Raw genomic sequence first — 26,419 nt, 5'->3', positions numbered from 1 at the left:
ATCGCCGGTGCTACGGGCGCAGGTACGCGAACGCTGTGGTGGTTCCCGGCTCGGTTTCAGTGCGGCCGGCGTCGACGATGATCCGGGTGCCGGGGTTTCGTCCCATGTGGGTTTCGAACCCGGCCGCGACGGAGAGCTCGTAGAAGGCGAAGTCCTCGATGGTGACGTCAGGGTTCTCCAGAGCAAGCGACAGCAGGGCGTGGGACACCTGAGCGGCTGTCTTGCCGGTGGTCATGCCGAGATCCTTGTTGACGACGACGACAGCGCGGGGGTCAGGCTGTGGTCGTGTTGCTGCGCGGGGGAGGTCGGTGCCGCTTACTTGCAGGCGAGAGAGATCCTTCGGGACGTCGGCGTCATCCACGGGGCCGAATGCGGCGGCACGGCCACCGGGGCCTTCGATGCTTACGAGCGGGGTGAGCTTGGCGAAGACGGCTGGCTTGGCGCGGCGGACGACCTTCGTGAACGGTCCGGACAGCCATTCCTCCCAGAGGGATTCGGGGTTGTCGCGGTCGGCGGCGTACGCGGCGACACAGGCGAGAGCTGCGGCTCGGACCGTGCCTTGATGGGTGGCGTCCGGTCCTGTCTCGATCACGATCGGCTGGACGAGGCGTCGGTCCTCGGTCATGCGGAGAGCTTCTCTGCGGCATCGACCAGCGTCTGCACGTCGACGCCTTCGGGGGCGTTCCGTTCAGCCCAGGCGCGCAGCGCGGTCACTGGGTCCACCTTCTCGGGCAGGGCGACCCGCTCTGCAACCACACGAGCCTTCGGGCGGGCCTTCGTGCTGGCGAGGATGCCACCGTGCTCGGCGATCTGCTTGCGCAGCTCACGGGGCACCTCAGGTGCGCCGGTGACAAGGTGCACCTGCACCAGAGTTCCTTCGTCGATGCTTTCCACGGCAGCCTCCCAGTCGTCCTTCTCCAGGTCGACTGAAACCATACGGCGAGCCGGTGTCACTGCACGTTCGACGGACATGTCGGTGCCGTCGATGGTGACCACGTTGCCGCCCTTCTCGTCGTTCATGTCAGTGAACGTGAGACGGTTCGGGGATCCGGCGTACCAGTAGCGGCCGCCGGCGAAGTGCTGCGGGGTGTGGATGTGAGACAAAGCGCCGTACTGGAACGGCAGCGCCGCCAGCTCCTTCACCGGGAGGACCGGTTCGGAGAACAGGTGGGACAGGTCAACTTCGGAGCCGCGGGAGAACCCCTCGGCGACAGCGTCGATCCGGAGGTGGTCGACCGTGACATGTGACGCCATGATCAGAGGCAGCGACGAGTCGGCCTCCTCAGCCATCTCCGTCAGCTTCCGGATGCCGTAGTCGGCGACAGCCTTGTCGGCTTCAGGTCCCGTCAGGTCCAGCTGGTCGAGCTCCGCGAGCACTCGGTTCTTGCTGAGCCATGGGAGTGAGGCGATCTGCTCGCCGGTGTCAAGGCGGATCAGGCCCGGCTGGGAGGAGATGTGGACGGTGGCGCCCTTGGCACGGAGCATCTCCGCGACGACGTGGATGACGGTGCGGTGGTCGGCGGGGACGCCGGTTAGGTGGTGGTTCCCGTCAAGGAGCACGATCGGGGTGCCAGCCTCAGCCAGCGGAGACATGGCGTCCACGAAGAGTAGCAGCGCCTCCTGCGAAGGACGACCGGTCTTGAAGTTGTCACCGGCGGACAGGAAGAACGACACGTTCTGGGCGACTGCCTGGTCGGCGAGGTGGCGGACCACCTGGTGGTTCGACTCCCAGGCGGTGTTCAGCCCGGTGATCGGGTTGATGGAGCCGTGGGTGTCGGAGTCGATGTGCTCATCGCCGGTGTGCATGAATGTCGTCTTCATGCCACCAACATGTGCGGAGCGCTGCGCTTCTGCCGGGACTTGATCGACCTACCCGACGGGGATGATCTGCAGATCGTGCCCGAGTGCGATGCGGTGCTCGAACTTGGACTTGGCGGCATTGGCGAGGTCGAGGCGGGATGTCCATCGGAGGACCTCCCACCCTGCCTCTGGAGCGGCGTCTCCGTTGAGGAGACCTGCTGCTCGGCTGCGCTTTGTTGCGGCGGAGTCGCGGAGGTGTCGAGCGATGCCACGGGCCTTGCCGAGGAGTGCGTCGGTCAGGTCAACGATCTGGCGGCCGGTCTCGGTGTACGCACCATCGGCGTCGTGGGTGCCCCAGACCTCGGATTCGTTGCGGGAGTTGCAGTGGGTGATGACCGAGGTCCTGTGAGCGTCCGCGCCCCGTGTTGGCACGTGCAGGGTGCCGAGGTAGTTCGTGTACGTCACCGTCCCCCACAAGCCCATGTCCGGGTCGTCCGTAGTCCGGAAGTTGCGGCGTTCCACGCTCACCGTGGCGGCGGCGATCGCAGCGGCCAGGTCAGCGGCCAGCTCCTCCTCGCGGGCGGCTTCCGCGTTCAGGGTGGCGGCTTCGGCTGATGCAGGGCGGGGTCCCTGCGCGAGGACGTACAGGTACGCACGTTCCGTCTGACGCTTCGCGGTTGATCCGTCAGGGAGGGTGACTACGAGAGTGGGCTTCGGCATGGTGATCCTTCCAGGCTGTTCACGACCAACATGTGCGGATGCCGGCGGAACCGGTCGGGTCAGTCGACGATGACGCCGTCGCCGGAGCAGTGGGCGCAGACGACCGCGTTCTTCCCGGCGATCTGCTCGGCGATCTCGTCGACGAGCTTGTCGAACTTGGCGATCGCCTGAGCCTTCGACTTCGCCGCGATCGTTTTCGGGAACGGGATGTCGAAGCTGAACGACTTCGTGCCGCTCGCCTGGTGGGTGGTGCGGCCGCGGGTGTTCTTCACCGGGTAGGTGCGCTTGTCCTCGAATGTCAGGGTGATGTTGCCGGAGACGGTGCTGTCTTCCCTCGCTTTGTGGGTCCAGATCTGCGCTGTGGTGCGCGCGTCGACGGCCTTCGCGAGCCGTTCGGCGTACCCGGAGAGGATGCCGGGGAGGGCGTACTCGTACTCGTTGCCGAACACCAGGTACGGTGCGGACACCGCCCACTTGAAGGACGGGTCCGGGTCGGTGAGCGACTCGGTGTCGAGCAGGTCGACGGGGAAGTCGCTGTACCCGGACAGGTCGAGCGTGCGGACCTCGGTGGGCTGCTCGCCGTACTCAGCCCGGTACCATGCGTCGGCGAGGTAGTCGCCGTCATCGTCCGTGCCGATTGATGGGCGAAGGATCACCCATTCGTCGGGCGACACGAACTCCGGGAGTGCGGGGATCGACGCGGTTCGACGGTGTCCGAGGACCGGGCGGCTCCCAACAGACGTTTCGTACTGGACCGCCGCAACGTTGGCGGGTGCGGTCAGGAACCGTGGCTGGTTGCCGTAACCGGAGCGTCGGACCATCTCCACGCCATCAGTGAGGAACGTGATGCCACGGGTGTCGCCGAGGAAGTCGGAGCTGCCGTCGAGTGCGTCGGCGTCGGACGGGTCGATTGCGTAGAGCAGGCGGCCGTCAGCGGTAGGGGCGCGGAACTTCTTCTGGGTCATGACACCAACATGCGCGGACGGCAAAGAAACCGTCGTCAGGTGAGGGTGATCGCCCGGAACCCCTCGAGGATGCTGTCGAGCCACAGCACCGACTCAGCTGAATGTTCCTGTGCTCCGCGTTCCAGCGGTGTGGGGAGGTCGAGGTCGTGCTGCATAGCGGCCCGCAGCTGCTCGGCTTCCGCGACGGTGATCACTGGGGCGAGGTTTCGGAGGAAGAGCTGGGACGGGATGCCGGACTCCGCGTTGAACACGACGGTGCCCTCCACGCCGAGAACGTCGTCGGGGAGGATCAACTCTGAAGGGGTCGCCCAGCCGGACACCGGGATGACTGGGACGGCGAGGAAGAACATTCCGCCGAGATCCAGTGTGACAAGTGCGAGGGCTTCGACATCGCCGTGCCGGCCGACGCCCCAGAGCTCGCCGACAACGGGCCCGCGGCTCGGTTGACGTTCGAGCGCGGCGAGAGTCTGCTTGTTCAGCGGGAGCGCCACATCGGTCATCGGGTCCCTTTCTATCCGGTGTCGGTCGGCCTTAAGCCATGTGGCGACACCGGACAGATTGGGCTCACTTCCGAACGGCTACCTTCTGGGCTGCTGGGGCAGCGACAACCTTCGCTGAGGGCACGCCGACCCAGACCTTGGTGACATACCCGGCGGTTACTCCGGTGGCCTCCACCGAGATGGTGTGCCCGATATCCGCCACGCGCGGTTTGAACGTCGCAGCTGTGCTGAGGACAACCTTGTCGTCCCGGATCCACCGGTACTTCACCATCGCAGGCAGCGGCTTCCAGTCGGCGCCGTTCTGGACCCGGAGGATGTTCCCAACAGCCACAGTTCCGAGAATGGTCGCCCCGGCGGTGCCGGTGAAGGTCGGCATCGGCTTGATGACGGGGGATGGCAAGCTCAGCCACGTCCGCGGTCGGTAGTCCTTGCGCGATCCGGTGATCGAGACTGTGATGGTCGCTCCCTCATCTGCGGCTTTCAGCAGGTACGACCGGGCGGTCGCCTTCGGGACGAGGACGCCGTTGCGGAACCACTGGTACTTGTATCCGGTGGGCTTCGGAACCCATGTCAGCGAGGGGTTCGCCCAGATTCGCTGACCGACAACGAAGTCGCCGGTGATGGTGCCTCCCCGGCCTTCGGTGCCGGGGTATCCGCCGGACCCGTCTGGGCCGACCCACTTCCCGTCAGACCATCCATCTCCGTTTCCGTTCTCATCGAGGTCGGCCTCGGCGTCACCTTGGCCGAAGCCCTCATCGTCCGAGATGTCATCGAAGGAGAACCACGGGACGTCATCTCCGACGAACTGGTTGTAGTCGGCGATCGGGACGGCGACCTGCACCGTCCAGGTGCGTGTGGCGTAGCCGGTCTTGACTGCGCTGATTTTCACGGAGACGAACTTGCCGATCTCAGCGTCCGTCAGGAGGTAGCTCTCTGCAGTGGCGCGCGGGATCGCAACCCCGTTGGCGAACCACTGGAACCGGAACGACGGAGCAGGAAGCACGCCCGTGGGTACTTTGGCTTTCAATGACTTGGTCACCTGAGGCGTGCCGGTGATCTTCGCGCCAGCTCCGCCGACGAAGTCGGGCTGGGTGATGGCCTGTCCGGCGCTGGTGTAGGTCCGGTCCTCGTACCCGAGACGGTGGACGGTGACCGCCACTGTCAGTGACTTCCCGAGATCAGCGACCTTCGGGGTGTACGACTTCGAGGCGGCGTTGGCGATGACAACCCCGTTCACAGACCAGGTGTAGGTGTAGGAGTCAGGCTTCGGGGCCCAGTCGGACCCGAACACGGTGCTGACGGACACACCGGAACGTGGCGCTGCGCTCAGTGAAGCTTTCGCGTCGCCGGTGAACTGGCCGGATGAGAGGGTCGGCCCGGCGTTTTCGGATGCCCAGGTGCGGTCAATCATGCCGACTTTTTTCGCGGTGGCGGCAAGCGTGACCTGGTGGCCGGCGTCAGCGGACGTCTGCAGGTACGTCAGCTTCGTAGCTCCGGGGATCGGCTGCCCGTCTCGGAGCCATTGGTAGGTCACCGTTGTCGGTGCGGGGGTCCATCCGGATGCGGCCTTCCCGGTCAGGGTGACTCCCACAAGGCGGTCACCCTCGACAGTTGGGAGGTTCTCTCCCGAGAAGACGTTGTCGGCGACCGTGCGAACGTCACCGTCAGCGGTCCAGGTCCGGTCCTTCAGGTTCGCCCGTGCCGCAGTCACAGAAACCGTGATCACGTGGTTGATGTCGGCAGCGACCTGCTTGTACGAGATGGCGGTGGCTCCCGTGATGGCAACCCCGTCCCGGAGCCACTGGTACTTGTAGGACGTCGGGGCGGGAGCCCAGTCGGTCCCTGGGCCGGCGATCAACGTCTGCCCCACCTGCCGGGACCCTCGGATCGAGGGCTTGGTGTCGCCGGTGAACGTGGCCAGGCTGGCGACGATGACGTCGTCGTGCGACGTCCACGTCCGGTTCGTGTAGCTGGAACGTGCATAGGTGATCGCGACGCTGAGGTTCGTGCCGACATCCTGGTCGGTGACCTTGTAGATGGTGCCGGTGGCCCCGGCGATCGGGGATCCGTTGCGGAGCCACTGAACCGTGGTTGTGGTGGGTGTGGGTGCCCACCCTGCGCCGACCACGCTTGTGAGTGAATAGCCGGGCTGGCGGGTGCCGGTGACTGTCGGGAGAGAGTCGCCGGTGAACTGCGGGTAGCCGACAACGGGGGTTCCGTCTGCAGACGCCCATGTCCGGTTCTTCAGGCCGATCTTGACAGCTGTGACGGCGACCGTGACGTCCTGGTCGATGTCCGCGTCCACGAGCTTGTATGAGGTGCCGGTGGCACCCGCGATCGGCTGTCCGTTGCGGAGCCACTGGTAGGTGTACGAGGAAGGAGTGGGGACCCAGGTCTTCGCAGGAGTCGCAGCCAGCACCTGGCCGACCTTCCGCTCACCGGTGACGGTTGGGAGGTCATCGCCGATGAATGTCGGCAGTTCAGCTACCGGGCCTGCGGGGGAGCTGGTCCACTTCGCGGACACATACCCGGCCCGGGAGCCGGTCACCTCGACGGTGAAGTAGGCACCTGCGTCGTCAGCGGTGAGTGTGTACGTTTTCCCGGTTGCTCCGGCGATCAGTGCACCATCCCGGAACCAGCGGTAAGTGAACGAGGACGGGGTGGGGGTCCAGTCGCTGCCGTTGAGCGCGGTCAGGACACCGCCGACCTGGAGCGTGCCGGTGATCGACGGGAGCGACGTGCCGGAGATCGATGGCAGCGGCACGATTGTGACCGGTGCGCTCGTCAGGGTGCGGGTGGTGTACCCGGACTTCAGCGAAGTGACCGCCACCGTGATCTGGGCGCCGAGATCAGAAGCCGAAGGGGTGAAAGTCTTCGCTGATGCTCCACCGATGGCAGACCCGTTCCGGAGCCACTGGTAGGTGTACGACGTGGCTGAGGGGGTCCAGCCTGCGCCGGGGTTCGCGGTGAGCAGCTGATCTGGGGACGTGACCCCAGTGATTGTGGGGAGGGCATCACCGAGGAAGTAGGGGGTTGAGAGGATGCTGACTTTGGGGCTGCGCCAGGTCCGCGCGTCGTAGCCGACCTTTGTCGCCGTCACGTCGACGGAGATGTCGTTCGGCACGTCGGCTGCCGTCACCCGGTAGGTCTTCGCGGTGGCGCCGGAGATGGCAGCTCCGTTACGGAACCACTGATACGTGTAGCCGGTGGGTGTGGGCGCCCAGCCTGCACCTGGGTTCGCAGTCAACGTCTGGTCCAGCCAGAGGTTTCCGGTGATTGTCGGCAGGTCCTCTCCGTCGAAGGTGGGGAGGCTGGGCGACTGGAGGGTAATGGACACCGTGGCGGTCGTCGTAGTCACCGCTGTGACGGAGATTGAGACCTTGCCGGACTTCGCCGTGAATGTCTGACCGACGGGCCAGATGAAGTTGCGGGCGGAGGACGTCGAATAGGGGATGACGACGGACGACTGGCTAGCGCCGTACTTCAGGATCCGGACGCCTTTGCCCATGTTCGGAAGGACGGTGTACAGCGCCTCAGAGTCACGGCCGTAGCCGCTTCGGAACTCGACGTAGTAGTGGGTGCCGGTGGCCGGGTCGGTGATGTTGATGCCTCGGGTGCCGGTCAGCGAGCTCTGTCCGCTGAGCGTGACCGATGTGGTCTGAACGGTCGACTCCAGGGGGAGGGTGACGGTCTTCAGATCCTCGGGGTAGGAGTTCAGGCGGGCCCTGTTGGTCACGTTCATGGCGGGGAGCTGCTTGTTCCCGTGGCAGGCGGTGTCGCAGATGAGGTAACCCATCCCCATGACGTCGTACAGGTCGGCGTATTCGTGCGGCTGGCAGGAGGATGCGCCGTCCTGCTGCGGGTACGTGCATTCCTCCAGGTTGGAGTGCATCAGGGAGAAGTTGTGGCCGTATTCATGGGCGATGGTGAGGTCATCCACGTAGCCGGGGCCTCCGAGTGCTGCCCAGAGGACGCCTCCCGAGGCGACGCCGGCGCCGACGGTGCCGAGCCCCGAGTCGAGACCGCAGTAGTCAGGGGCGATGACGAGGAGGTGAAGCCCAGATGAGGTGTAGTACGCCTGGGGTGTGCTGCCGAACTTGGCGGCCGCTTCAGTCCACATGGCCTGCTGGTCACAGACATCGCCGGTGGTCTGGTACCGCTTCACGGTGCGTACCGTGAGCGACGGCATCTGGTTTCCGGTCTGCTCGAAGTAGTAGATCGACGACTTCGAGAGAAGCTGATCGATGAACGTGTCGGTCGTCGGGGCGACCTTCCCGTTCGCCGCTGTAACAACAGCGACGTCGGTGACGTGGTTTCCGCTGATGGCGGCTGCACGGGCCACCGGCGGTCCGATCGCCGCGACATCAGCTTTCAACGGCTCGTCGAGGGTGGTAGCCGCGGCGATGATCTGCTTGCCGGCTTCGGAGTCGACCGTCACCGAACCGCTAGGCGCCACATCGGCTTCGTGGAGGACGGACGCGGACGGGGTGGCTTCAGCCGTGATGGTGGATCCAGATACCGCGTCTGCCGGGATCTGAGCTCCGTCGATCGGGACGGCAGCGCCGGAGGCTGTGGAGATGAAGTAATCGGTGTTGTTCTCGCCGGGCTCGAGGGAGCCTGTCACCTCGGGCTGGATCAGCATGAGGGTGCCCTCCAGACGCAGAGATGTGGCACTGTCGGGGCTTGCCTGAATCGCGTTGGCGGGGACCGCGGAGGCGAGGAGCGCGAGACTGATGGTCGCGGACAGCGCGGCCTTCCACCCCCATCGGTGACGGTTTCGGCCTGTTCCGGGTACCCCTGTGGTGCTCATGTCGGGGTGACATGTGGCACAAACCGCTCGGAGACCGCCGCGAGGTCACGCCATCTGTGCTGCCAACCGTGCCCGGTGCCGGTTCAGGACGTCGCCTGATGACTCCTTCCGGGTGAGCGCTTCAACCCGGATGAGGCCGGATGTGAACGTGGCAGCCCCGATGAGCGTGGCTGTGGTGTGGTTCCCGTGGAGACTGGGCAGTGAGACGTCGAGGTCACTGAGCGAGCCTCCGCCCTCCATCATCTCGATGTTCTGGATGACGTTCTGTCCGAGCTCATGGAACGACGACCGGAGTGCAGCTCGGTACTCGGGGTTCGCGTGGGTGTCGACGACGGCAATCCCTGCCTCCATGACCGCGGCGGCCATCCGGACGCCGGGGTGCCTGCCGGTGTGGTGTGCCGGCATGAACTCCGGGGCGGCATCCATGATGTTCATCGAGAACCCCCAGAATGACACCATCAGCTCGGCCGGGGTGAACACTTCGGTGAGGTCGGTGACTCCGGAGGTGATCCTCCCCTCGAGGAAGGAGTCGACGGCGACGATCGCGGGGCCGGCTTCGAACCGAACGGTGTCTTCACTCACCGGTGGTCCGTTCGATGCGGACGCGGACAAGGTCGAGGTACGGTTCGTGCATTTCGATGCCGATGGATTTCCGTCCGTGGATCCTGGCGGCTTCGACGGTGGTGCCGGAGCCGAGGAACGGGTCGAGGACGATGCCGTTCTCGGGGACGAGAAGCTTCACCAGCCACTCCATGACGGACAGTGGCTTCACGGTGTTGTGTTGGACGTCACCGGCGACCGGGCGTTCCTTTTTGGTGGCGCGTCCTGCGTAGTGGAAGGGGAGCGGGTCGGCGTCGAACACTGGGTAGAACCGGGACGGGCCGAAGTCTGGCCCGAGGCGGCCGGGGAAAGCGTCGTCGACGAGCTCGGCCGCGGCTTCGTCCAGGGCCAGGTTCATCGGCCAGCGGCCCGGGTAGGTGCTGTCCTGTCGGGCGCCACCGGCGGTGTAGTCGCCGTAGACGCGGTTCCCGCCGTGGACGGTGCCGTACTTTCCGTGCTGGTTCTTCCCCTTCGTCTCCTTCTCGTCCGCGTCGGAACGGAACGGGGTGCGGGACTGCTCGCCGAGGATCCCGCCGGTTCCCCACTTCTCGATCGTCTGGGTGAGAGTGCCGTCCAGCGGCGCTTGAGCCAGGATCACCGGCTCGTACCCGCCGTTCAGCACATGCTTGGACTTCTCGAAACCGTCAGCGCGGATCCAGTGGAGTTGGTCGCGCATCCGGAACCCGGCGAGGCGGATCGACATCCCCATCAGGTCTTGGGTGCGGGCGCCGGCGAACGCTGCGAGGTACCCGCCGGGCTTCAGAACCCGCAGGCACTCCTTCCACAGGGCAGGGGGCGGCACGAACCGGTCCCATTCGGCGCCGAGGAAGCCGCGGCCGGCGGGGATGAAGTCGAGCTCACCGGACAGCCATCGAGCCAGGGCTTCGGAGACCTTCTTCTCGGGGAGCTCCGTCAGTCCGTAGGGAGGGTCTGTGGTGATCGCGTCCACCGAGTTGTCTGGGAGCTCGCGAAGCACTTCAAGTGACTCGCCGGCGTACACAGTCGTGGTGGCGTCGACATAGAACGGGTGCGTCACGATGGTTCTCCCGCCGTCGCGGCGCTCCACGTGAGATCCCCGAATGTAAGAGTTCCGGACATTCCAGGCGGTCGAATGCTCACGCAGTCTCTGTCGACGACGGGTCGCAAATACGCGATACGCCGGATGTCTGTCGCAACGAGTGCAAGAACGTCGTACGTCCCCTCGTAGTCGTTCTGCCTGTTCCTACCCCTTCGGATTAGGAACCTGTACGAAGGCACCCGCGATGGGCGGCCTGGTCCAGGCGTTGAGCGAGTGGACTTGACTTGGACTCGTCGGATCTGGTCTTGCCCTCGTCCTGCGACGACGTCGAATGCGCTGTCCGGTGAAGAGAGAGATGCCCCCACTCCAGCCGTCAGAAGATCCGCGCAGACCAAGTGCGCGCCGGCAGTACCCAGCTCGAGATCTCCTACGGGACCAGACGACTCGTTCACGCCAAAGACGTTCCGAGCTGGAAAATCGGAAAAGTGTTTCCCGGGCCCAGACGTCTTCGCACGTATTTGGATGGTCTGAGTTGCTTGGGAGGCGGGTAGGTAGGCGATCTGCTGGGAATCCAAGGCGACCACCGCAAGCACATCGAACTCGGCGCCATAGGTCCTCGGCCGCGTCTGATTCGTCCGCGAACTACGACGTCGGGGGTGCCAGTGGTAGGCGAGAATCTCTGCCTGCCTTTGAGGGAGTGGCTTCGCATATCTGGTGGACTTGACCTGGACCCGAAGCATTCGTCCCCCAACGTCGACAACGACGTCGTATGGGCGCGTTTGATCGGCGGGGAAGGCGCTGTATCCGGACAACAGCAGATCTGCACAGACGAGGTGCTCCGCCGCTGTGCCTGCGGTCGTGTCATCAATAGCGTCGAGATTGTGATTCATGCGGCACCGCCGATCGCGGTGGCGAGACCGTCGCGGTACGAGTCGATCACCTGAAGCGGGTGCGTCCGGTGGACGGTGGCTTCGGTGACGATCATCGCGAACGCGAACATGGCGGCGCCGCGGACGGTGTCAGTTTGAGCGTCCGCGGTGTCCGGAAGTTCGATGTGGAAATGCAGGTGGTCGACGCCCGAGCGGCCGGCGGCGGTCATGGCCTCGACGACAGCGGTGCCGACCGAGGTGAAGCCCTTGCCGATGTATCCGAACTCGCGGGCCTGCCACAGCTGAGTCCTGGTGATGCTGCGGAGCGCCTCCAGCGCAACCTTGACAGCAGGGGTCTGCCCGTCCTTCCCTGCAGGGAGGTGCGTGTTCGCGTGGATGGCGATGTTGATGCTGAGCAGCCAGCAGGACGCGACCAGCTCGTTGGCGGAGAACACTTCGGAGATGCTCGCCACAGCGGCGTCCAGGTCGTCACGGCCGATGGCGTCTGCAAGGGCGATGGCTGGGCCGACTCCCGCCTCGATGTCGGTCACAGGTCGCCGCCGATCATCGCGAACACCTGGGCGAAGGTCGGTTCGGCGTCTGGGAAGTACAGCAAGTCGGCGTCGTCCGGGAAGGAGCGGAGCCCGTCGGTGAGGGATCCGTCTGCCTTCTCCGGGTCCCAGCCGTCGGCGAATGCGCCTTCGGACTGATCGGCGATCCAGCGTGCGCCGCAGCCTCGGCAGGACAGCATCGGCTCGTCGCCGGGGTTCAGGTCGACGATCAGGCTGTCGCATCCGCCGCAGGTGAACACGGTGGCGGCTGGCGCCGGCATGTCGCAGCTGTGGCAGATGCCGAAGTCGTCGGCGTTGATGAACACGCCGCAGCACAGGGTTGTGTCGGTCTCCACGACCGGGGCGGGTGCGAGGACGAGGGTGGGTTCAGCCACGACGCACCCCCTTGCCGCGAGGCTTGGAAGGCTTCTGCGGGAACAGCCGCGTCAGCAGCGTCTCCTTCTTCGGCGTGGGCAGCCATGCGGCCGGCACGTTCGGGTTCGCTGCGACGGCGGCGTCGATGGCAGCGTCGCCGACCAGCAGGAGCTGGCGGGCTGCGCGGTGCACGAGCCCCGGGTGGCTGGCGAGACGGAGCCTGTTTTCGTCGTCGCCGAGCAGGGCGATCGCCTCCTGAAGGTCAGGGTCGATCGCTCCTCGCCAGTTGAAATCGGTGTCGCCGGCGGTGGCCACCGCGGGCGTGTAGTTATCGGTCATACGGGTTCTATGCGCGAGCGCATCGGCCGGCTGTCATCCGGCAGTTCCGGCAGAAACCGCACATGAAGGTCATGTCCGAATGGCACAGAGCTAGGAGATATACATGACAGACACATTGATGCGGCCGACCGGAGCGCCACCAACCCTCGTGGGAACCGTTCCCGACACCATCGCCGGAACCTCCATCGTGGAGCTCGATCCCGACGTGTTCGCGCAGATCGTCGACGAGAAGCCGAAGAAGCAGTCCCGGCTCACCAGCCGGTTCAAGCTGCTCGACCTGAACCAGATGTGGATCGTGCTGACCACCGTCGCGGTGTTCCTGCTGATCCTCGGATCGTCCATGGTGTATTCGTTCAACACCATCGTGAAGATGAGCGCCTGGATGGGCCCGGATGAGGCCATCAAGTGGCTGCCTGCCATCTTCATCGACATGACCATCATCGGCTGCACCGCGGCTCTCGCTCAGTTCAAGAACCGAGGAACCGCATCGAAGCGAGCTGTGTGGCTTGCACGGTTCTTCCTCTTCCTCTCCACCGTCCTGTCCGTGGTCGCCAACGCTTCGCACACCATCGACTACTGGGAGGGCGACCTCAGCACCTTCCAGTCCTGGATCGGCGTGCTGATCTCCTCCCTCATCCCGATCTTCTCCCTGGGCATGACTGAGATCCTCATCTACCTCGCCTTCGTCGACCCCGACGAGGAGGACGCGCAGCTGAAGAAGAGAGCCAAGGACCGAGCCAAGCGTGACAAGGAGCGCAACCGATGAGCGCATTCGATGAGTACGACGACGAGGGCTTCACCGCGCCTGGGACTGTGTCCGTGGACGCCAGCCTGGACCGCATCGAGGAGTTCGCCAACCAGGCGCCTCCATTCGCACCTGAGCCGGAGGTTCCGTCTGTCCCTGTAGCGGTGACCAGCCCGGCCGCGCCGGCGCCGATGCCGCAGATCCTGGAGCAGGAGTCACCTGCAACGGTGTCGGCTTCGATCGCGGTCCACACTGAGGACGCCTTCGCTTCCGACGGGTCGCAGAAGGACCGTGCCCTGCAGCTTCTCGCTGATGGTGCCCAGTTCAACCAGAGCGAGGCGAAGCGGGCCGCAGCACTCGTCCGTGCCACCCTCGCCCATGTGGAAGCGATCGACCGGCAGACAGAGGTTCAGGCTGCGCACTTGGCGGCCCTGCTGCTTCAGAACCAGCTGATGGAGCGGATGCTCGCTGAGACCCGCATGGGGAACCAGCTGGCGTTCTTCCAGATGGGCGTCTCCGACTTCGAACTGAAGAAGGCCCCGGAGCTGGAGGCGGCGCCGGACGGCACCCCGCGGGAGCACCCGCACACGCAGATGAAGCGGAACCTCGGCATCCTCCCCGCTGCGAAGATCGCGACGGAGCCGGAGCGAGCTGAGTCGGATGGTGCCGACGCGGCACCGGAGGATCAGGACCCTGTGTCGGACGCCGACCGGTTCTGACCGACCGAAGAGGAGCCCCGCTGACACCAGCGGGGCTCTTCCTCTATGTCCCTCGCAAGGGGACATGCGGCGAACGCGAATTGCCGCTACCCCAGTCCTAGGGTGTGAGGCGCCTGAATGCTTCCCGAATGTCTGCTGTGGTCCCTATCCTCAAGCTCATGCCCAAAACCACATACCTACGCATGGGTCTCATCGGGGTCGGCGTAGCCTTCTCCGCCGCCCTCACCGCAACCCCCGCGTTCGCAGCCGTACCCACCCCACCAGCCGCTGACGTCGTCGTCTACGAAGCAGGCGACACCGCCTGCGCAGCCGCGGCCGCATCGTTCACCACCCTCCAGGACGCCGCAGCCGTCGCCACCGACGGGACCGTCATCCACGTCTGCCCCGGCGTCTACACACCGGCGACGTTCAGCACCAACGTCACCCTCCTCGGAGCGCAGCACGGCGTCGACGGACGGGACCGGACAACCGACGAGACGACCGAGGAGTCGGTCATCGAAGGATCGACCAACGCCCTCACGTTCACGGGCACTGGTGGCGGCACCATCGACGGCTTCACCATCCGCACCACCGCAGACGGCGACAACACAGCCATCGCAGCGTTCAACAACGGCGCTCCGATCAACCTCGTGAACAACATCGTCAAGATCAACGGGTACTACGGCCTCAACACCAACGCCGACGGAACCCACGTCACCCACAACAGCTTCATCGGCAGTGGCACCGGAGGCGGCGTCGGCGCAGTCTCCGTGACAAACGCCGGCACACCGGTCGACGGCCTCGTCGTCACCGAGAACACATTCCGCAGCGTCGGAGTCGGCGTGAACCTGATCGGCCTCCCCGGAACAGTCCGCGGAGCCGAAATCTCCGACAACGTCGACACCGACAGCGGAACGTTCGCCGTGCTGAACGGCACCGACACCGCCACGGTGTCCGGCAACACCATCACCCGATCCGCGTACAGCGAGAACACCTCCATCCTCCTGTGGGGCAACAACCACGGAACGGCACTCACCGGAAACACCATCACCGGAGGTGGCTGGGACGCCATCAAGCTGAACGACGCCGACGCAGGATCAACCTCATCAGGCATCACCATCTCCGACAACACCATCGACGGCCGGCGGAACGGCATCCGAGTGCTGGACACATCCGTCGTGGACGGCCTCACCATCGCGAACAACGTCATCACCGGCTCCACCGCGAACGGCATCTGGCTGCAAGGCGGCACCGACATCACCCTGACGGGGAACCTCGCCTCAGGGACCACGCCCGGGGACGGGAACGCCGACTGCCACGACGACACCGCAGCCGCGATCTGGACGAACAACGGAGGCGTGACGATGATCGGCGCGACCTGCGACCCGGCCCTCCTCGCCGGAGATCCCGATCCTGCAGACCCGGAAGACCCCGCGGACCCTAGTGACCCCGCTGATCCCAGCGACCCGGATGACCCCAGCGACCCGGCCGACCCGTCAGACCCCGCAGACCCTTCGGACCCTTCGGACCCGTCTGACCCGTCTGACCCGTCGGACCCGTCTGACCCCGCTGACCCGTCAGATCCGTCCGATCCCGCAGACCCCAGCGACCTCGCCGGGTCTGGCGACGATCCGGCTGACACGTCCTCTCCTGCGGGCACTGGGATCACCAGCACCGAGCTCGCGGAGACAGGAGTGGACAGCTCCATCCTCACTGGATCGGCTGTCGCGACGCTCGCCGTGATCGCCGGCGCGTACCTCTTGATCCGCCGACGCGTGGCGCAGAACTAGCCACCGACCTGAAAGGGCACGGCCATCCATCCGGGTGGTCGTGCCCTTTTCGCTTACGGAGACGAGCTACCTCGTGGCAACCGACGCGGCGTTCGCCAGCGAGTCCGCGGTCTGTTCGGTGCCGCCGGTGTTGACCAGCATGAAGAGCGCTGCTTCCTCTTCGACAGACCCGACGTTGCATTCGATGACGGGGAGGGGAGAGCGGGTGGACATGAGCCGCTGTCCTGTACCGGTCATCCCCTTGTAGGTGACGTAGGGTCCGTCGTCCGTGTCGACGGTCTCCTCGATGTATTCCTCCGGCCACCAGGAGGCGGGGACGGCGAGGTCGCCGTCGAACCACATGATGGCCGTTTCCAGCCGCTGCTTCCCGTCGACGACGGCGTACCACGGCACGTCGGGGGAGATTCCCTTCCAGTTGGCGCGGTCGTTCACCAGGATCGCTGGGACCGGCAGGCCGATCGCCCATGACTTCACCAGGTTGATCCGCTGCTCCTGCGTCCACACGCTGGGACGCTGGTACTCGGGGGAGATGTCCATGTGACCTTCGCCGACGAGGCGGGCGACCTCGCGGGCGTGGCGGTTCCCGGCGGACAGGTTGATGTGCTTGATCGGCTCGGCCGTCTGCAAGGTCGGCTTCACGGCAGGCTCGAGGACAGTTTCGCTGTCCGTGTTCGCGCGGCGGTGACGGTTCACCGGCGACTGACCCTTCGACGGGTCGCCTTTGCCCAAGCGGAGGCTCGGGTTCGACTGGATCGGGCCAGGGGTCTGTGTGCTCATGCACCGTAGGTGTGTGGGCGGCCCGCCTACCTCACAGCGCGTGCTCACGGATCGACTTCGCGAACTCCTTGCCCCAGGCTTTGTGGCCTTCGTGGTTCGGGTGAACCATCCCCTCGAAGTCACCTTGCTGCATGCAGCTCGTCTCCGCGCTCACCCACCAGCTGTCGTCGGCGCAGTACCCGTGGCCCTGGAACGCTTTAACCGGTTCGACGTAATGCCACCCAAACTGTTCGGCCTTCCGTTGGATGAGCGCGTTGAGGAAGAAGCCTTGGCTGACGACGAGCTCGATGTCGGCGCCGGACAGGTCCAGGTCGGGGCCTGAGAACACCCCGCACGACTCGAACACCAGGTCGCCGTCCCGTTTCGACTGGAAGATCCCGATCGGGTAGCCAGTGATGAAGATGGATTCGACGCCGAGGTCGTCATTGAGGGTATCCAGCCGGGCCTTCAGGCTGTTGAAGTTCACCTCCACCTGCCCGCCGGGAGCGAGGAGGGCGATGAGTCTTTCTTCCACGTCGTTGCGCGCGACTCGGTCGTCTCCGATCGTGGGCCGGGAAGAAGGGTCGATGCCCGCAGTGCCGGCGAGGGTGTCCAGCGCAGCGGAAGCGAGACCGGGCAACCCCGCGGTGAAGACGTTGTCACCGCTCACCAGGTCTTTGAACACATCGGAGAACCCGCAGTCGTTGCCGCCGATGTCGATCATCAGCACATCGATCCGGCGACCCTTGGCGGTGCGTTCCAGTTCGTCGATCTGCCCGACTCCGATGAAGTCGTCGTTGGGTGGTTGGGTTTGGGTGTTCAGCAGCCCTTCGATGATCGCAGCGCCGCTGCGAGCAACCGTGACGTAGGTGATGACGTCCAGCTCGAAGACCGACCCCCTCTTCGTCGTAGCGCTGCTGTTGTCCAGAGAGATCGCTGCGACGGAAGGTGCCCCACCCATCGACCGATACGCCTTCGCCTCCATCCACTCCACAGGGTTGCTCATCTTCACGCTCGCCTTTTCGATGGCCATCGTGAAGGTCGCGTTCCTGCAGAACCTGTCCTGCTGAAGGTTGAAATCCGGCGACCCGGCCTGCTGCGGGTTCCCTTGACCAGACGCGGAGGAGTCTCCGATGGAAGCGAAGAACAGCGACCGGAAAGTCACCTGCATGGACCGTTCGAAGAAGCGATTGTCGTTTGTGACCGCGCGCAGGGTGATCACATAGGTGCCGGGCTCAGGAACCGAGACTCCGCTGACCTCCATCGGCATCATCTTGCGGGGAACGATCTTCCGCTCGTGGTAGGGCCCGCCCTTCTGGGTGACGGTCCACACGAACGCTGCGAGTTCATCCGGATACAGTGGGGGTCCGTCGCCGCTTCCTGGGTCGATCGGGTCCGGTGGGGCCAGTTCGTCCTTCAGATCGTCGATCCTGCCCGGCTTGCCCGGGAACCCCGGCTTGGCTTTCAGTGCTGGCAGGAACGCCGACTTGGCTACGGTCCTGCTGCGGTAGGAGTTCAGGCCATCCCGTGCGTTGAGAGCGAAGCGGAACTCGCGCGGGTTGACGAACTCCTTCTTGTACTTGTGGGTCTCGTCGTTGTACCCGAACGGAGTTGCGATCCGGACGGGGTCATTGATCTGAACACTGAAGTGGGTGAGTTCCTGGAGCCCGGGATCCTTCTTGCCGCTGAACCCGGAATCTGCTTTCGATTTGGTGGGTCCGACGTGGGTGTCTGGTTTCGGGATCCGGGGAGGGGTCGCGTTCATGGTGGTACTCCGTCGTCTAGTGGGTCACGAGCGGTGCCAAACACGATCCTCCCCGGCGGGGGTAGTGTCAACCTCTCACTGCGCTGGCGGAGGAGCTCAGCGGAGCCGGCGCCTACGGGCGGCCGCTTCTATGACAGCTTCAACCGCAGTGTCGCCTGGACGGTCTGGCCGCCGGACTTCACGGTGACAGTGGCTGTCTGGTCAAACCCAGCACGGTAGACGTCGACAGGTGCGAGGTGGTCAGCGTAGGGCTGGGTGCCGAGCTGGCCGATGGTGCCGGCGCCCCAGCATTCCAGCTCCGTGTCGATGGCGGCGCAGTTGTGCTGGGAGCCAATGGATGCCGTGGTGACGTTGGAGCTGATGAGGGTGGGTGTCAGAACGGACGCATCTGCGCTTCCGGTGCCAACCTGCCCTATGTCGTTGCCGCCCCAGCAGTAGAGGTCTTTGCCTGTGGTCACTGCGCACATTGAGGCGCCGGTCCCTGCGAGGGACGCCACGTTGGCGAGCCCGGGCACGTCTGTTGGAGCGTACTTGTTGTCGGTGGTGCCGTCGCCGAGAGCGCCGTAGACGTTGTTCCCCCAGCACTTCACGGTTCCGGTGTCCATGCGGGCACAAGTGAAGTTCGCGCCCGCGCGGATCTCAGCAACGCCGCTGGACAGTCCGAGGACCGGGTTCGGTTCGAGGCGGCCCCAGGTGGTGCCGTCGCCGAGCTGTCCCGAGTTGCCGGCACCCCAGCAGAGCGCGGCACCGGCGTCTGTCACGGCGCAGCTTTGAGTTCCTCCGACGGCCACGCTGCTGACGCCGCTGCCCAAGTTGTGCACGGGGGTAGGGGTCACGCTACGTCTGGTGTCGTCGTTTCCGATCTGCCCGTAGTCGCCGTTCCCCCAGCAGAAGAGGGCACCAGCCGTGGTGACTGCACAGATGTGGCTGTCGGAGAACGAGGCGGTCTTCACGCCGCTGGTGAGCCCAATGACATCGGTGGGAAGGTCCCGGTTGATCCGCGTTCCGTCGCCGACGGCGCCGTCGGAATTGAGCCCCCAGCACTTCAGGCCGTTGGTCGAGGTGAGGGCGCACGTAGTCATGCCTCCGAGGTAGATGTCCTTCACGTCGGTGAGGCCCACCACGTCGACCGGAAGGGGTTCCATGTAGCTGGTGATGCCGCTGCCAAGCTGACCGAACAGGTTGTAGCCCCAGCACTTCACCGTTCCGGTGAGGGTGATGGCGCAGGTGTGCATGCCGCCTACGGCGACCTTCTTCGCGTTGAACCGCCACGCCGGCGGTCCGGTGATCTCGCCGGTGGTCGGGTTGAGGTTCACGCCGTCCGGCAGGTCGGTGGAGGTGAACGTCTTGGCGCCGGCTGGGCCGGTGACGGTAGGGGCGACAGACCCGCCACCGCTGCGGTCGAAGGTGACGTCGGCGTAGCTGGCGACCAGCGGCACGGGCGGGTTCGGGTCATGCAGTGTGGCGAACAGGGCGGGCACGTCGACGCATTCGTTCTGGGTGTCGTATCCGACAGGCTTCGGGTGTTTGCTGCTCGCGAAGAACGGGTCCCCGCTGCCAGACCGGGACAGTGCGACCCAGCAGGAGCCTGTGGCATCCGTACCGACGACCAAGTTCGCGTCCGGGTCGGCGTCCAGCAGCTCAGCCCCGTCGAGGCCCGCACTGTTCAGATATGCGGCGGGAGCCCCATCTGCGAAACCAGTCCGCGCCACCGCTTCAGCGTCCGCGACAGACATGAGGTTCTGCTTGGCGGCTTCGTCCTGGCTCCAGGGGATCACAGCAAACACGGACACGGAAATGATGCCGGCGAAGATGGCGATGACGATCACGCCGACCATGATGGATCCGAGATCGATGGCTCCACGAATCGAGCGCATCATGGTGAGCGAACTTGGGTAGCGGCGCACGGCGTTTCCTTCTCGGGTCGGAGGGCGTACCTCGCCGAGGAGATATGTGGCGGAGTTCAGTTGCTTGCAGGTACAGCCGTCGCCGGTGTCGGTGGATGAGCCGGGCGTCGGGTCGCGAACCAGAGGGCTGCAGCGATCGCGGACGCTACGGAGACGGCTATCAGTGACGTCTGGGCGCCGAACTCGTTGACGACAGCGCCGAGCGCGGGCGCGCCGGCGAGAGCTCCGACGGCAAGAACCGCCATGAGGGTCGCCATCACCCGACCGCGCAGGTGAGCGGGAGTGGAGGTTTGGAGGTGGCCGTTCACCGCGGCGGTGATGGTGATGTTCGCGAACGCGATCGCGAAGCAGGCAACGGTGAACCACACCAGGTTTGGGGAAGAGGCTGCAGCGAGGGCTGCGACTGCAGCGAAGCCGGCGGCCACCGCCATCCTGCCCACGCCCGGCCGTTCCGTCCTAGCCGCCAGCAGGGCACCGAGGACAGCGCCGGCAGCCATGACTGACGAGATCAGCCCATAGATGCTCGACTGACCGCCGAACTCGACGACCATTGCGGGCACGTAGACGGAGAAGTTCAATGTGCTCGAGCCGATCAGCAGGATCATCGCCAGGGCGATCATCACTGACCTGTCGGTTCTGATGTGTCGGAGCGCCACGACGAGTCCGGATGATGCAGCCTTGGTCGTCCGGTGGTCCCGGATGTCTGCGGTTCGCAAGAGCAGCAGCATGGAGATGACCGCGCCGAAGGACAACCCGTTGGCCACGAACAACCATCCTGGGTCAACTGTTGCGAGGAGCAGACCACCGGCTGCCGGTCCGATCATCCGGGCCGTGTTGTAGGTCGCTCCTTCCAAGGCGACGACGTTGGAGAGCATCGATTCCGGGACGAGCGAGGGGACGAACGCCTGCTTCGTCGGGTTCTCGACCGCTCCGACGACGCCGATGATTGCGGAGATCAGATACAGCTGCCAGAGCTGGGCGGTGCCGGCGAGGAGGGCAATGCCGAAGGTGATACCGGTCGCCATCATGGTCGCCTGGGTGACGAGGATGGTCTTCCGCCGCTCGAAACGATCTGCCACCCACCCGGTCACCGGGAGCAGGAACACTCGGGGTCCGAACTGGAGCGCGATGGTGATCCCGACGGCGACGGCGTCGTAGTCGGTGAGTTCGGTCAGTGCGATCCAGGACACAGCTGTTGACTGCATCCAGCCGCCGATGCTGGAGAGGAAAGCGCCGGTGAACCAGAGTCGGTAGTTGCGGATGGCGAAGGAGCGGAACACTCCCCAGGGGCATGTGGCGCGCTATGCGGCCTTCACGGGTTTCGGCTTCTTGGTCCGGTCGGGGATCGGGAGACCGTGTGCTTTCCGGTACCAGTCGACGCAGATTCGACTGAGCGCGATCAGGGCGAGGGTGGCGCCGATGGTGTCGCCGGCGAACGCAACCCAAGCGCCGACGGAGGCGTAGGTTGCAGCCCACAGGCCGGTTCCGATGAACGCCGAAAGCTTCACGACGAACCGGGACGGGAACGCCTGGCCGATGGCTGTGACGACGACGCTGCCGACCGGGAACCACCAGGCGATGCTGTCGATCTTGATCTCGAAGGCCATGTAGGCGATGACGGCGAGGACGGCGAAGGTGACCCCGAGGCCGACCTGCTCTCTGCGGGTTGTCTTGTCGGAGCCGAGGTGGATGAGGTTGCGGATGACGGAGAGGCTGCCGGCGGCGGCAGCTCCGTACATGCCGAGGCAGATGAGTCCGAGGGTCTGGAACGCTGCGCCGATCGCGGACCCGGCGAGGGTGCGGGTGCGTGTGGTCTGCCAGTGGGACCACAGCCTGATCGGGTAGCCGATCGCGGCGAAGATCTGACTGGTCAGCCAGGCGGCGGAGCCGATCTCAACCACGGATCATCTCCGTGGTGTCGGCGGGGTTTGCGCTCATGGTTTCAAGGCATGTGGCGACCTCCGTCGGCGTTCAGGTTGCGGTTGGCAAGCCTCCGTATCCGGCGGTGTTGGGGCGACCCAGGGTGCTGGGGCGTCGGTTGCGCAGGGCGATCGCTGCTGCGCCGATGCTGAGGATGACGGCCGCGGCGACGGTGGTGACTGTGGTGTTCATGACCCCAACATGCGCGGCTTCTTCGGGTTCTGTGGAACGCGAAAGCCCCCGGCGTGACGCCGGGGGCTTTGCGAGATAGTGGATCTGCCCGTGCTGCGCTCGGGGATCCGTAGACCTCCTTTCACAGCAGTGCGTCCAGCCCTACCCGGAGTTGCGATTCGCGATCCCTCGGGGCCTTGTCATGTAGGTATGTGGCAGTTTTCGGGGCTGCGTCTGGACACATTTCGTTGGTTGGAATGAGTCAGGTGAAGGCCCATGTTTGCCCGGTTGATACTTCGATGGTGGACTTCCAGCTGGCTTCGGTTCCGACCCAGGGAAAGGCGAGTTCGGCGTCGAATTGCCTGATCGTGTAGTCGACGACCCAGTCGGTCTTTCCGTCGGTGGCGGAGATGGCGACGTGGTCTCGTCGGTTCGTGAGGGTGATCTCGTCGATCGCTGTGGCGCCGAGCTCTTCGGGGTCGATTCGGTCGAGCAGTTCGTTGGTGGCTGCCCAGCAGTTTCCGCGTGCGAGGTCGGGGTCGCCCAGTTCGTCGAGGTGGACGGGGAAGCCGCCGCGGCGGAACCCGGACCGGTCGGCGAAGGCGATCGAGCCTCCGTGTTCGGCGAGAACGGTGAGCGAGTGTGCCTGCTTGGCGAGCAGCTGGGGGATGACGTCGTAGCTGACAGCGGCTTCGGAGGGGTGCGCGGCTGCGGGTGACCACCGCGAGGGGTGGGCGCGGTCGCCGCCTCGGAGGTCGTGCCTGTGCGCAACGGTTGCTGTCATGCAACGTAGGTGCGTGGCGGCGTTTACCGGCCGGAATTACCGCGTGACCGGCCGTAACCAAGGCCGGGTATCGCATTTTATTACTCTTGATCTGGGATTTCTGTTGCTTGTTACCGAAATACCAGCTTTTGGCGCTGTGGTGCATATAGAGGAGGAAGGGAATGCTTACTGCTTCTGCGGAAAGATATAGCGACTCTCTCCTTAACTACTTAACTTAAGAGGTAACAAGGTTTCAGTAGTAGTAAGTAGTAGCTAGAGGCCTTGTGTTTACTGGGATCTGGCCGTTACCGAGGGGTGGTAACTCCGGGTGATCTGGGTGACAGCCTGGCAATTTTGTGGCAGTTTTTCGCTCAAAGACGGGAAACTGCCATCGCTTTTGAGAGATGCTCAGTGTTACCTCCATCACCTGGCCACGAGGTCACGGCCACCGATCGAAGCAGTGTGACCCTCGTCCGGGTGACATCGAATCAGAAGTCAACTGCGGTTGACGTAGCCCCGGTCAACCGATGTTGACAGATTTGGGTAATCTGGGTAGCAGTCCGCCCGAGATTTTACGGGCACTGTCAACTATGGTTGACATTTCCGGGTAATGATCAGGTAATAGCGTGGCCGTTCTTCGACATTCGTCTGTTTTCTGCCACTCTGAACGGGCGGGGTGTCGGAACCTACTCGGCTCGAGCCTTCACGATCTCCTTGACCTGGCCGATCGGGAGACCCAGTATGGCAGCGGTCCGCCGGTAGGCGGCCTGCTTGACGGTGATCCCGGAGTGCGGGCCGCCGTGCATCCGGGACATCGACTCACGCTTCTTCTCGGCTTTGAAAACTCGGCGGACTCGTTCTTCCAATGTCAGTGGCATGGCTGTCTCTCTGGTCGGATTGGTCGGCACTCAGCCGAGGGTGGGGATCTCGTTGTTGGCTACGGTCAGCTTGGTTCCAGCCACGTCGGTGCTGAGCGACACCCGCTGGGTGACGCCGTCGACGGAGATCTCTACGGGGTGGCCGGCGACCAGGTCCAGAGCTTCGGACGGGTTGATGTCGACGCCGTAGGTCGTACGGGCCCAGCCGGTCACCGCCTGGATCTGTGCTGTCTCGAATGCGGCCTTGGCGGTGTTCGCCGCATCGGCGGTCGAGAAGGTGAATGCGCTGACGCCGAGGGCGCCGGCCGCGATGGACACGGTGGCGGCGATGAGGATCGCCTTCATACGTCGGCGGAGGAAACGCTTCGCGATTCGGAAGGCGACGACGCCGACGACAACTGCGATGGCGACTGCGACGACGACGGCCCAGGAGGTCGCCGACGTGCCCGGTGATTCCGGCATGATCAGGTCGGTGATACGGAACATGGTGCCCTCCAGATGGTCGACTACTTCTTCTATCACCTTCATGTGCGGCATGCGGCAAGACTGACGGTGCAGGAGCGGGAACCTCCGCACATGTAAGTGACGTGAAGAAGAACATGCTTGCATCCATCGCCCTCGCCGGCGCGCTCATCGCCGGTCTCACCGGCTGTGGCGACGCCGACCTCGCCACCAACTCGGCTGCCGAGCCTTCAGCAACTTCGGCTGCAACAATTCAGCCGCCCGCGTCGGCCGCACCCGACGCGCCGGCAACGGATGCAACAGCGGCCCCCACCCCGTCCGCCTCGCCCTCTGCGGCAACACCGGCGGCGCAGTCGGACATGCTCGCCCTCCTCGCCACCATCCCCGTGAAGGGGAAGGCGCCGATGACCGGGTACAAGCGCACCGAGATGTTCGGAGCCGCGTGGCTCGACAAGGACGGCAACCACTGCGGCCAGCGCGACGACGTCCTGGCTCGCGATATGACCGACGAGATCAAGTCCGGTTCCTGCAAGGTCCTCACCGGAACGCTCGCCGACCCGTACACCGGCAAGACGCTCAACTGGGCCCGCGGCGGCGACGTCCTCGTAGACATCGACCACTTGGTCGCTCTCGGCAATGTGTGGGTCACCGGCGGCCAGCAGCTGTCTCAGGCGCAGCGTGAACAGATCGCCAACGACCCCTTGAACCTTCTCGCAGTTGATGGGCCGGCGAACCGCGCCAAGGGCGATGGCGACGCCGCCACCTGGCTGCCGTCCAACAAATCCTTCCGCTGCACCTACGTGTCCGCCCAGGTCCAGGTGAAGGCGAAGTACGGGCTGTGGGTCGCTCCGGCCGAACACGACGCCATCGCTGGGATCCTCGCCAACTGCGGAAACCCCTCCTACACCCCGCCGGCCGCCCCGATCGTCGAGCAGCCCGCCCCTCAGACTCCTGCTCCCGCACCTGACGCACCGGCTGCCGGGCGGGCCGCCACCATCCACCCCGGATCCTGGTGCTCCACCCAGGGTGAGACCGGAGTTGCCGCCAACGGCAAGACGTACACGTGTGGCTCAAAAGGCCCGGACAAGGCCGGGAAGTTCCACTGGAACAGCTGACCGGACAGGATTGCTCGGACGGGCGCACGCCGAACCGTCCTCTGCTGAGCCGCACACCTAAAGCTCTGAGCCCGCCCGTGGGCGAGACAGAAAGAGCAGCCGATGCCGCACCTCACCATCCCCGCCGGATCCGTCCGCTGCCCGCACCCGCAGCAGTGCGGCGTGAAGGGCTCTCACGTCTACGGGTCCGCTGATGCAGACGCCTGCACCACCGCCAGCACCGGCGGGGTCACCCTCACCATCGACGCTCCCGTCCAGATCGGCGACCGGGTCGAGCAGCAGATGCTCACCAACATCCTCAACGACGGCACCCGCATCTTCGCCACCCGCATCGGCCGAGTCGCCGACGTCGACCCCGACGGCTACCTCGTCGTCAACTACGGCAACGGCGACAGCTCCGGACTGATCGCCGCCGACGAGGTCGTCCCCGCCCCGTGGACCCACGAAGAGACGGAATGGCTGATCGAGGTGTTCGACCAAATGGAGTACGTGAAGGGCATCTACCGGAACGTCAACCAGGAAAAGCTGGACACCCTCGCCGCCAACGCGATCGCCCAGCGTGAGGACTACACCCTCGAAGACCTGTCCGCCGTCTCCGGTGCTGAGAACGCGTTCGACGAGCTCGTCGCCGACCACACCATCGATGAGGAAATCGTCGCTGAGTACAGCAAGTTCGTCGACGAATCCGAGCAGAACCTCCGCCACACCACCGAGCTGACCACGGAGGACTGGAACCGCCACTACGCGTTCGCCAACGCGCAGAAAGCCCTCCTCATCCGTCCGCACATCGGCACCGCGCACGGCCTCACCCAGCGCGGATACGACCTGCTCGTGAAGCCGTGGGCGAGCACGTTCGACGTGGTTCACCCGGACGACACGCCCCCTTCCTGACACGCACCCAG

26 protein-coding genes are annotated in these 26,419 nt (G+C 65.0%); 5 read left to right on the top strand and 21 right to left on the bottom strand.

Translation table 11 applies throughout. The features are described from left to right. Positions 1-10 precede the first annotated feature (10 nt). The 12 genes from ASF30_RS09360 to ASF30_RS09310 form a co-directional block, all read right to left on the bottom strand. On the bottom strand, positions 11-625 hold the full coding sequence (locus tag ASF30_RS09360) for a peptidyl-tRNA hydrolase (RefSeq protein WP_055905142.1): 615 nt from the start codon (positions 623-625) through the stop codon (positions 11-13). Next, positions 622-1,821 carry a metallophosphoesterase family protein gene (locus ASF30_RS09355; RefSeq protein WP_055905136.1) on the bottom strand — a complete coding sequence of 400 codons (1,200 nt, stop codon included), beginning with the start codon at positions 1,819-1,821 and terminating at the stop codon, positions 622-624. Before ASF30_RS09355 ends, ASF30_RS09360 begins: the two co-directional genes overlap by 4 nt. A gap of 48 nt (positions 1,822-1,869) precedes the next feature. Next, positions 1,870-2,520 (bottom strand): hypothetical protein, encoded by a 651-nt coding sequence (locus ASF30_RS09350; RefSeq protein ID WP_055905133.1) that lies wholly within the window; start codon positions 2,518-2,520, stop codon positions 1,870-1,872. 59 nt (positions 2,521-2,579) lie between these two features. Next, entirely contained in the window at positions 2,580-3,485 is a 906-nt protein-coding gene (locus ASF30_RS09345) for a hypothetical protein (protein WP_055905130.1), read from the bottom strand. Positions 3,486-3,520: 35 nt separating this feature from the next. Then, positions 3,521-3,985, bottom strand: a complete 465-nt coding sequence (locus tag ASF30_RS09340) for a hypothetical protein (RefSeq protein ID WP_055905127.1) — start codon at positions 3,983-3,985, stop codon at positions 3,521-3,523. A gap of 64 nt (positions 3,986-4,049) precedes the next feature. Next, on the bottom strand, positions 4,050-8,627 hold the full coding sequence (locus tag ASF30_RS09335) for a hypothetical protein (protein WP_055905125.1): 4,578 nt from the start codon (positions 8,625-8,627) through the stop codon (positions 4,050-4,052). Between the two features lie 213 nt (positions 8,628-8,840). Then, a complete protein-coding gene (locus tag ASF30_RS09330) occupies positions 8,841-9,377 on the bottom strand; it encodes a hypothetical protein (protein ID WP_055905123.1) in 537 nt (178 codons plus the stop codon). Further along, complete coding sequence (locus ASF30_RS09325) at positions 9,370-10,431, bottom strand: DNA-methyltransferase (RefSeq protein WP_162240740.1); 1,062 nt, start codon at positions 10,429-10,431, stop codon at positions 9,370-9,372. Before ASF30_RS09325 ends, ASF30_RS09330 begins: the two co-directional genes overlap by 8 nt. Next, the gene (locus tag ASF30_RS23575; protein ID WP_162240739.1) at positions 10,428-11,303 is read right to left on the bottom strand and encodes a group I intron-associated PD-(D/E)XK endonuclease; all 876 of its coding nucleotides are present in this window, start codon (positions 11,301-11,303) and stop codon (positions 10,428-10,430) included. Before ASF30_RS23575 ends, ASF30_RS09325 begins: the two co-directional genes overlap by 4 nt. Beyond that, positions 11,300-11,833 (bottom strand): hypothetical protein, encoded by a 534-nt coding sequence (locus ASF30_RS09320; protein WP_055905117.1) that lies wholly within the window; start codon positions 11,831-11,833, stop codon positions 11,300-11,302. Before ASF30_RS09320 ends, ASF30_RS23575 begins: the two co-directional genes overlap by 4 nt. Next, the gene (locus ASF30_RS09315; RefSeq protein ID WP_055905113.1) at positions 11,830-12,228 is read right to left on the bottom strand and encodes a hypothetical protein; all 399 of its coding nucleotides are present in this window, start codon (positions 12,226-12,228) and stop codon (positions 11,830-11,832) included. Before ASF30_RS09315 ends, ASF30_RS09320 begins: the two co-directional genes overlap by 4 nt. Further along, a complete protein-coding gene (locus ASF30_RS09310) occupies positions 12,221-12,547 on the bottom strand; it encodes a hypothetical protein (protein WP_055905111.1) in 327 nt (108 codons plus the stop codon). The genes ASF30_RS09315 and ASF30_RS09310 overlap by 8 nt, the downstream gene beginning before the upstream one ends. A 103-nt stretch (positions 12,548-12,650) precedes the next feature. Here ASF30_RS09310 and ASF30_RS09305 point away from each other — a divergent pair, with 103 nt between their 5' ends. From ASF30_RS09305 to ASF30_RS23150, 3 genes are all read left to right on the top strand, one after another. After that, a complete protein-coding gene (locus ASF30_RS09305; RefSeq protein ID WP_157497132.1) occupies positions 12,651-13,313 on the top strand; it encodes a hypothetical protein in 663 nt (220 codons plus the stop codon). Further along, the gene (locus ASF30_RS09300) at positions 13,310-14,011 is read left to right on the top strand and encodes a hypothetical protein (protein WP_055905105.1); all 702 of its coding nucleotides are present in this window, start codon (positions 13,310-13,312) and stop codon (positions 14,009-14,011) included. The genes ASF30_RS09305 and ASF30_RS09300 overlap by 4 nt, the downstream gene beginning before the upstream one ends. 158 nt (positions 14,012-14,169) lie before the next feature. Beyond that, positions 14,170-15,780, top strand: coding sequence for a right-handed parallel beta-helix repeat-containing protein (locus ASF30_RS23150; protein ID WP_200918453.1), 1,611 nt, complete (start codon positions 14,170-14,172; stop codon positions 15,778-15,780). Positions 15,781-15,846: 66 nt separating this feature from the next. Here the strand turns inward: ASF30_RS23150 and ASF30_RS09290 are convergent, their stop codons facing one another. The 9 genes from ASF30_RS09290 to ASF30_RS09260 all read right to left on the bottom strand — a co-directional run bounded on the left by ASF30_RS09290 (position 15,847) and on the right by ASF30_RS09260 (position 24,426). Then, positions 15,847-16,557 carry a DUF262 domain-containing protein gene (locus ASF30_RS09290; RefSeq protein WP_082467657.1) on the bottom strand — a complete coding sequence of 237 codons (711 nt, stop codon included), beginning with the start codon at positions 16,555-16,557 and terminating at the stop codon, positions 15,847-15,849. Between the two features lie 31 nt (positions 16,558-16,588). Next, positions 16,589-18,301 (bottom strand): hypothetical protein, encoded by a 1,713-nt coding sequence (locus tag ASF30_RS09285; RefSeq protein WP_055905097.1) that lies wholly within the window; start codon positions 18,299-18,301, stop codon positions 16,589-16,591. A gap of 128 nt (positions 18,302-18,429) precedes the next feature. Further along, positions 18,430-20,208, bottom strand: a complete 1,779-nt coding sequence (locus tag ASF30_RS09280; RefSeq protein ID WP_157497130.1) for an RCC1 domain-containing protein — start codon at positions 20,206-20,208, stop codon at positions 18,430-18,432. A gap of 56 nt (positions 20,209-20,264) precedes the next feature. Then, a complete protein-coding gene (locus tag ASF30_RS09275; protein WP_055905090.1) occupies positions 20,265-21,488 on the bottom strand; it encodes an MFS transporter in 1,224 nt (407 codons plus the stop codon). 21 nt (positions 21,489-21,509) lie between these two features. Next, positions 21,510-22,109, bottom strand: coding sequence for a YgjV family protein (locus tag ASF30_RS09270; RefSeq protein ID WP_055905087.1), 600 nt, complete (start codon positions 22,107-22,109; stop codon positions 21,510-21,512). A 70-nt stretch (positions 22,110-22,179) separates the two neighbouring features. After that, positions 22,180-22,320 (bottom strand): hypothetical protein, encoded by a 141-nt coding sequence (locus ASF30_RS22635; RefSeq protein ID WP_157497128.1) that lies wholly within the window; start codon positions 22,318-22,320, stop codon positions 22,180-22,182. Positions 22,321-22,561: 241 nt separating this feature from the next. Continuing rightward, entirely contained in the window at positions 22,562-23,083 is a 522-nt protein-coding gene (locus ASF30_RS09265) for a hypothetical protein (protein WP_055905084.1), read from the bottom strand. A gap of 665 nt (positions 23,084-23,748) precedes the next feature. Then, positions 23,749-23,940 carry a hypothetical protein gene (locus ASF30_RS22630; RefSeq protein ID WP_157497126.1) on the bottom strand — a complete coding sequence of 64 codons (192 nt, stop codon included), beginning with the start codon at positions 23,938-23,940 and terminating at the stop codon, positions 23,749-23,751. A 30-nt stretch (positions 23,941-23,970) separates the two neighbouring features. Further along, the gene (locus ASF30_RS09260) at positions 23,971-24,426 is read right to left on the bottom strand and encodes a hypothetical protein (protein WP_157497124.1); all 456 of its coding nucleotides are present in this window, start codon (positions 24,424-24,426) and stop codon (positions 23,971-23,973) included. Between the two features lie 113 nt (positions 24,427-24,539). Between ASF30_RS09260 and ASF30_RS09255 the strand changes: the two genes are divergently transcribed. Together ASF30_RS09255 and ASF30_RS09250 are read left to right on the top strand one after the other, a co-directional pair. Further along, on the top strand, positions 24,540-25,517 hold the full coding sequence (locus tag ASF30_RS09255; protein WP_082467777.1) for an HNH endonuclease family protein: 978 nt from the start codon (positions 24,540-24,542) through the stop codon (positions 25,515-25,517). 102 nt (positions 25,518-25,619) lie between these two features. After that, on the top strand, positions 25,620-26,408 hold the full coding sequence (locus ASF30_RS09250; protein ID WP_055905079.1) for a hypothetical protein: 789 nt from the start codon (positions 25,620-25,622) through the stop codon (positions 26,406-26,408). Positions 26,409-26,419: the final 11 nt, after the last annotated feature.

The organism is Leifsonia sp. Leaf264 (genome assembly GCF_001422325.1).
GTDB lineage: Bacteria > Actinomycetota > Actinomycetes > Actinomycetales > Microbacteriaceae > Orlajensenia.
The sequence above is the reverse complement of the archived record's forward strand: the minus strand, read 5'-3'. Positions and strand labels throughout refer to the sequence as shown.

What these genes read in the sequence shown, in the direction of transcription:
- ASF30_RS23150 (WP_200918453.1), top strand. Translation starts at nt 14,170, where the DNA reads ATGCCCAAAACCACATACCTACGCATGGGTCTCATCGGGGTCGGCGTA.
- ASF30_RS09360 (WP_055905142.1), bottom strand. Translation starts at nt 625, where the DNA reads ATGACCGAGGACCGACGCCTCGTCCAGCCGATCGTGATCGAGACAGGA.
- ASF30_RS09260 (WP_157497124.1), bottom strand. Translation starts at nt 24,426, where the DNA reads ATGTTCCGTATCACCGACCTGATCATGCCGGAATCACCGGGCACGTCG.
- ASF30_RS09265 (WP_055905084.1), bottom strand. Translation starts at nt 23,083, where the DNA reads ATGACAGCAACCGTTGCGCACAGGCACGACCTCCGAGGCGGCGACCGC.
- ASF30_RS23575 (WP_162240739.1), bottom strand. Translation starts at nt 11,303, where the DNA reads ATGAATCACAATCTCGACGCTATTGATGACACGACCGCAGGCACAGCG.
- ASF30_RS09350 (WP_055905133.1), bottom strand. Translation starts at nt 2,520, where the DNA reads ATGCCGAAGCCCACTCTCGTAGTCACCCTCCCTGACGGATCAACCGCG.
- ASF30_RS09285 (WP_055905097.1), bottom strand. Translation starts at nt 18,301, where the DNA reads ATGAACGCGACCCCTCCCCGGATCCCGAAACCAGACACCCACGTCGGA.
- ASF30_RS09300 (WP_055905105.1), top strand. Translation starts at nt 13,310, where the DNA reads ATGAGCGCATTCGATGAGTACGACGACGAGGGCTTCACCGCGCCTGGG.
- ASF30_RS09290 (WP_082467657.1), bottom strand. Translation starts at nt 16,557, where the DNA reads ATGAGCACACAGACCCCTGGCCCGATCCAGTCGAACCCGAGCCTCCGC.
- ASF30_RS09355 (WP_055905136.1), bottom strand. Translation starts at nt 1,821, where the DNA reads ATGAAGACGACATTCATGCACACCGGCGATGAGCACATCGACTCCGAC.
- ASF30_RS09335 (WP_055905125.1), bottom strand. Translation starts at nt 8,627, where the DNA reads ATGCTGATCCAGCCCGAGGTGACAGGCTCCCTCGAGCCCGGCGAGAAC.
- ASF30_RS09250 (WP_055905079.1), top strand. Translation starts at nt 25,620, where the DNA reads ATGCCGCACCTCACCATCCCCGCCGGATCCGTCCGCTGCCCGCACCCG.
- ASF30_RS22630 (WP_157497126.1), bottom strand. Translation starts at nt 23,940, where the DNA reads ATGCCACTGACATTGGAAGAACGAGTCCGCCGAGTTTTCAAAGCCGAG.
- ASF30_RS09310 (WP_055905111.1), bottom strand. Translation starts at nt 12,547, where the DNA reads ATGACCGATAACTACACGCCCGCGGTGGCCACCGCCGGCGACACCGAT.
- ASF30_RS09255 (WP_082467777.1), top strand. Translation starts at nt 24,540, where the DNA reads ATGCTTGCATCCATCGCCCTCGCCGGCGCGCTCATCGCCGGTCTCACC.
- ASF30_RS09345 (WP_055905130.1), bottom strand. Translation starts at nt 3,485, where the DNA reads ATGACCCAGAAGAAGTTCCGCGCCCCTACCGCTGACGGCCGCCTGCTC.
- ASF30_RS09340 (WP_055905127.1), bottom strand. Translation starts at nt 3,985, where the DNA reads ATGACCGATGTGGCGCTCCCGCTGAACAAGCAGACTCTCGCCGCGCTC.
- ASF30_RS22635 (WP_157497128.1), bottom strand. Translation starts at nt 22,320, where the DNA reads ATGAACACCACAGTCACCACCGTCGCCGCGGCCGTCATCCTCAGCATC.
- ASF30_RS09305 (WP_157497132.1), top strand. Translation starts at nt 12,651, where the DNA reads ATGACAGACACATTGATGCGGCCGACCGGAGCGCCACCAACCCTCGTG.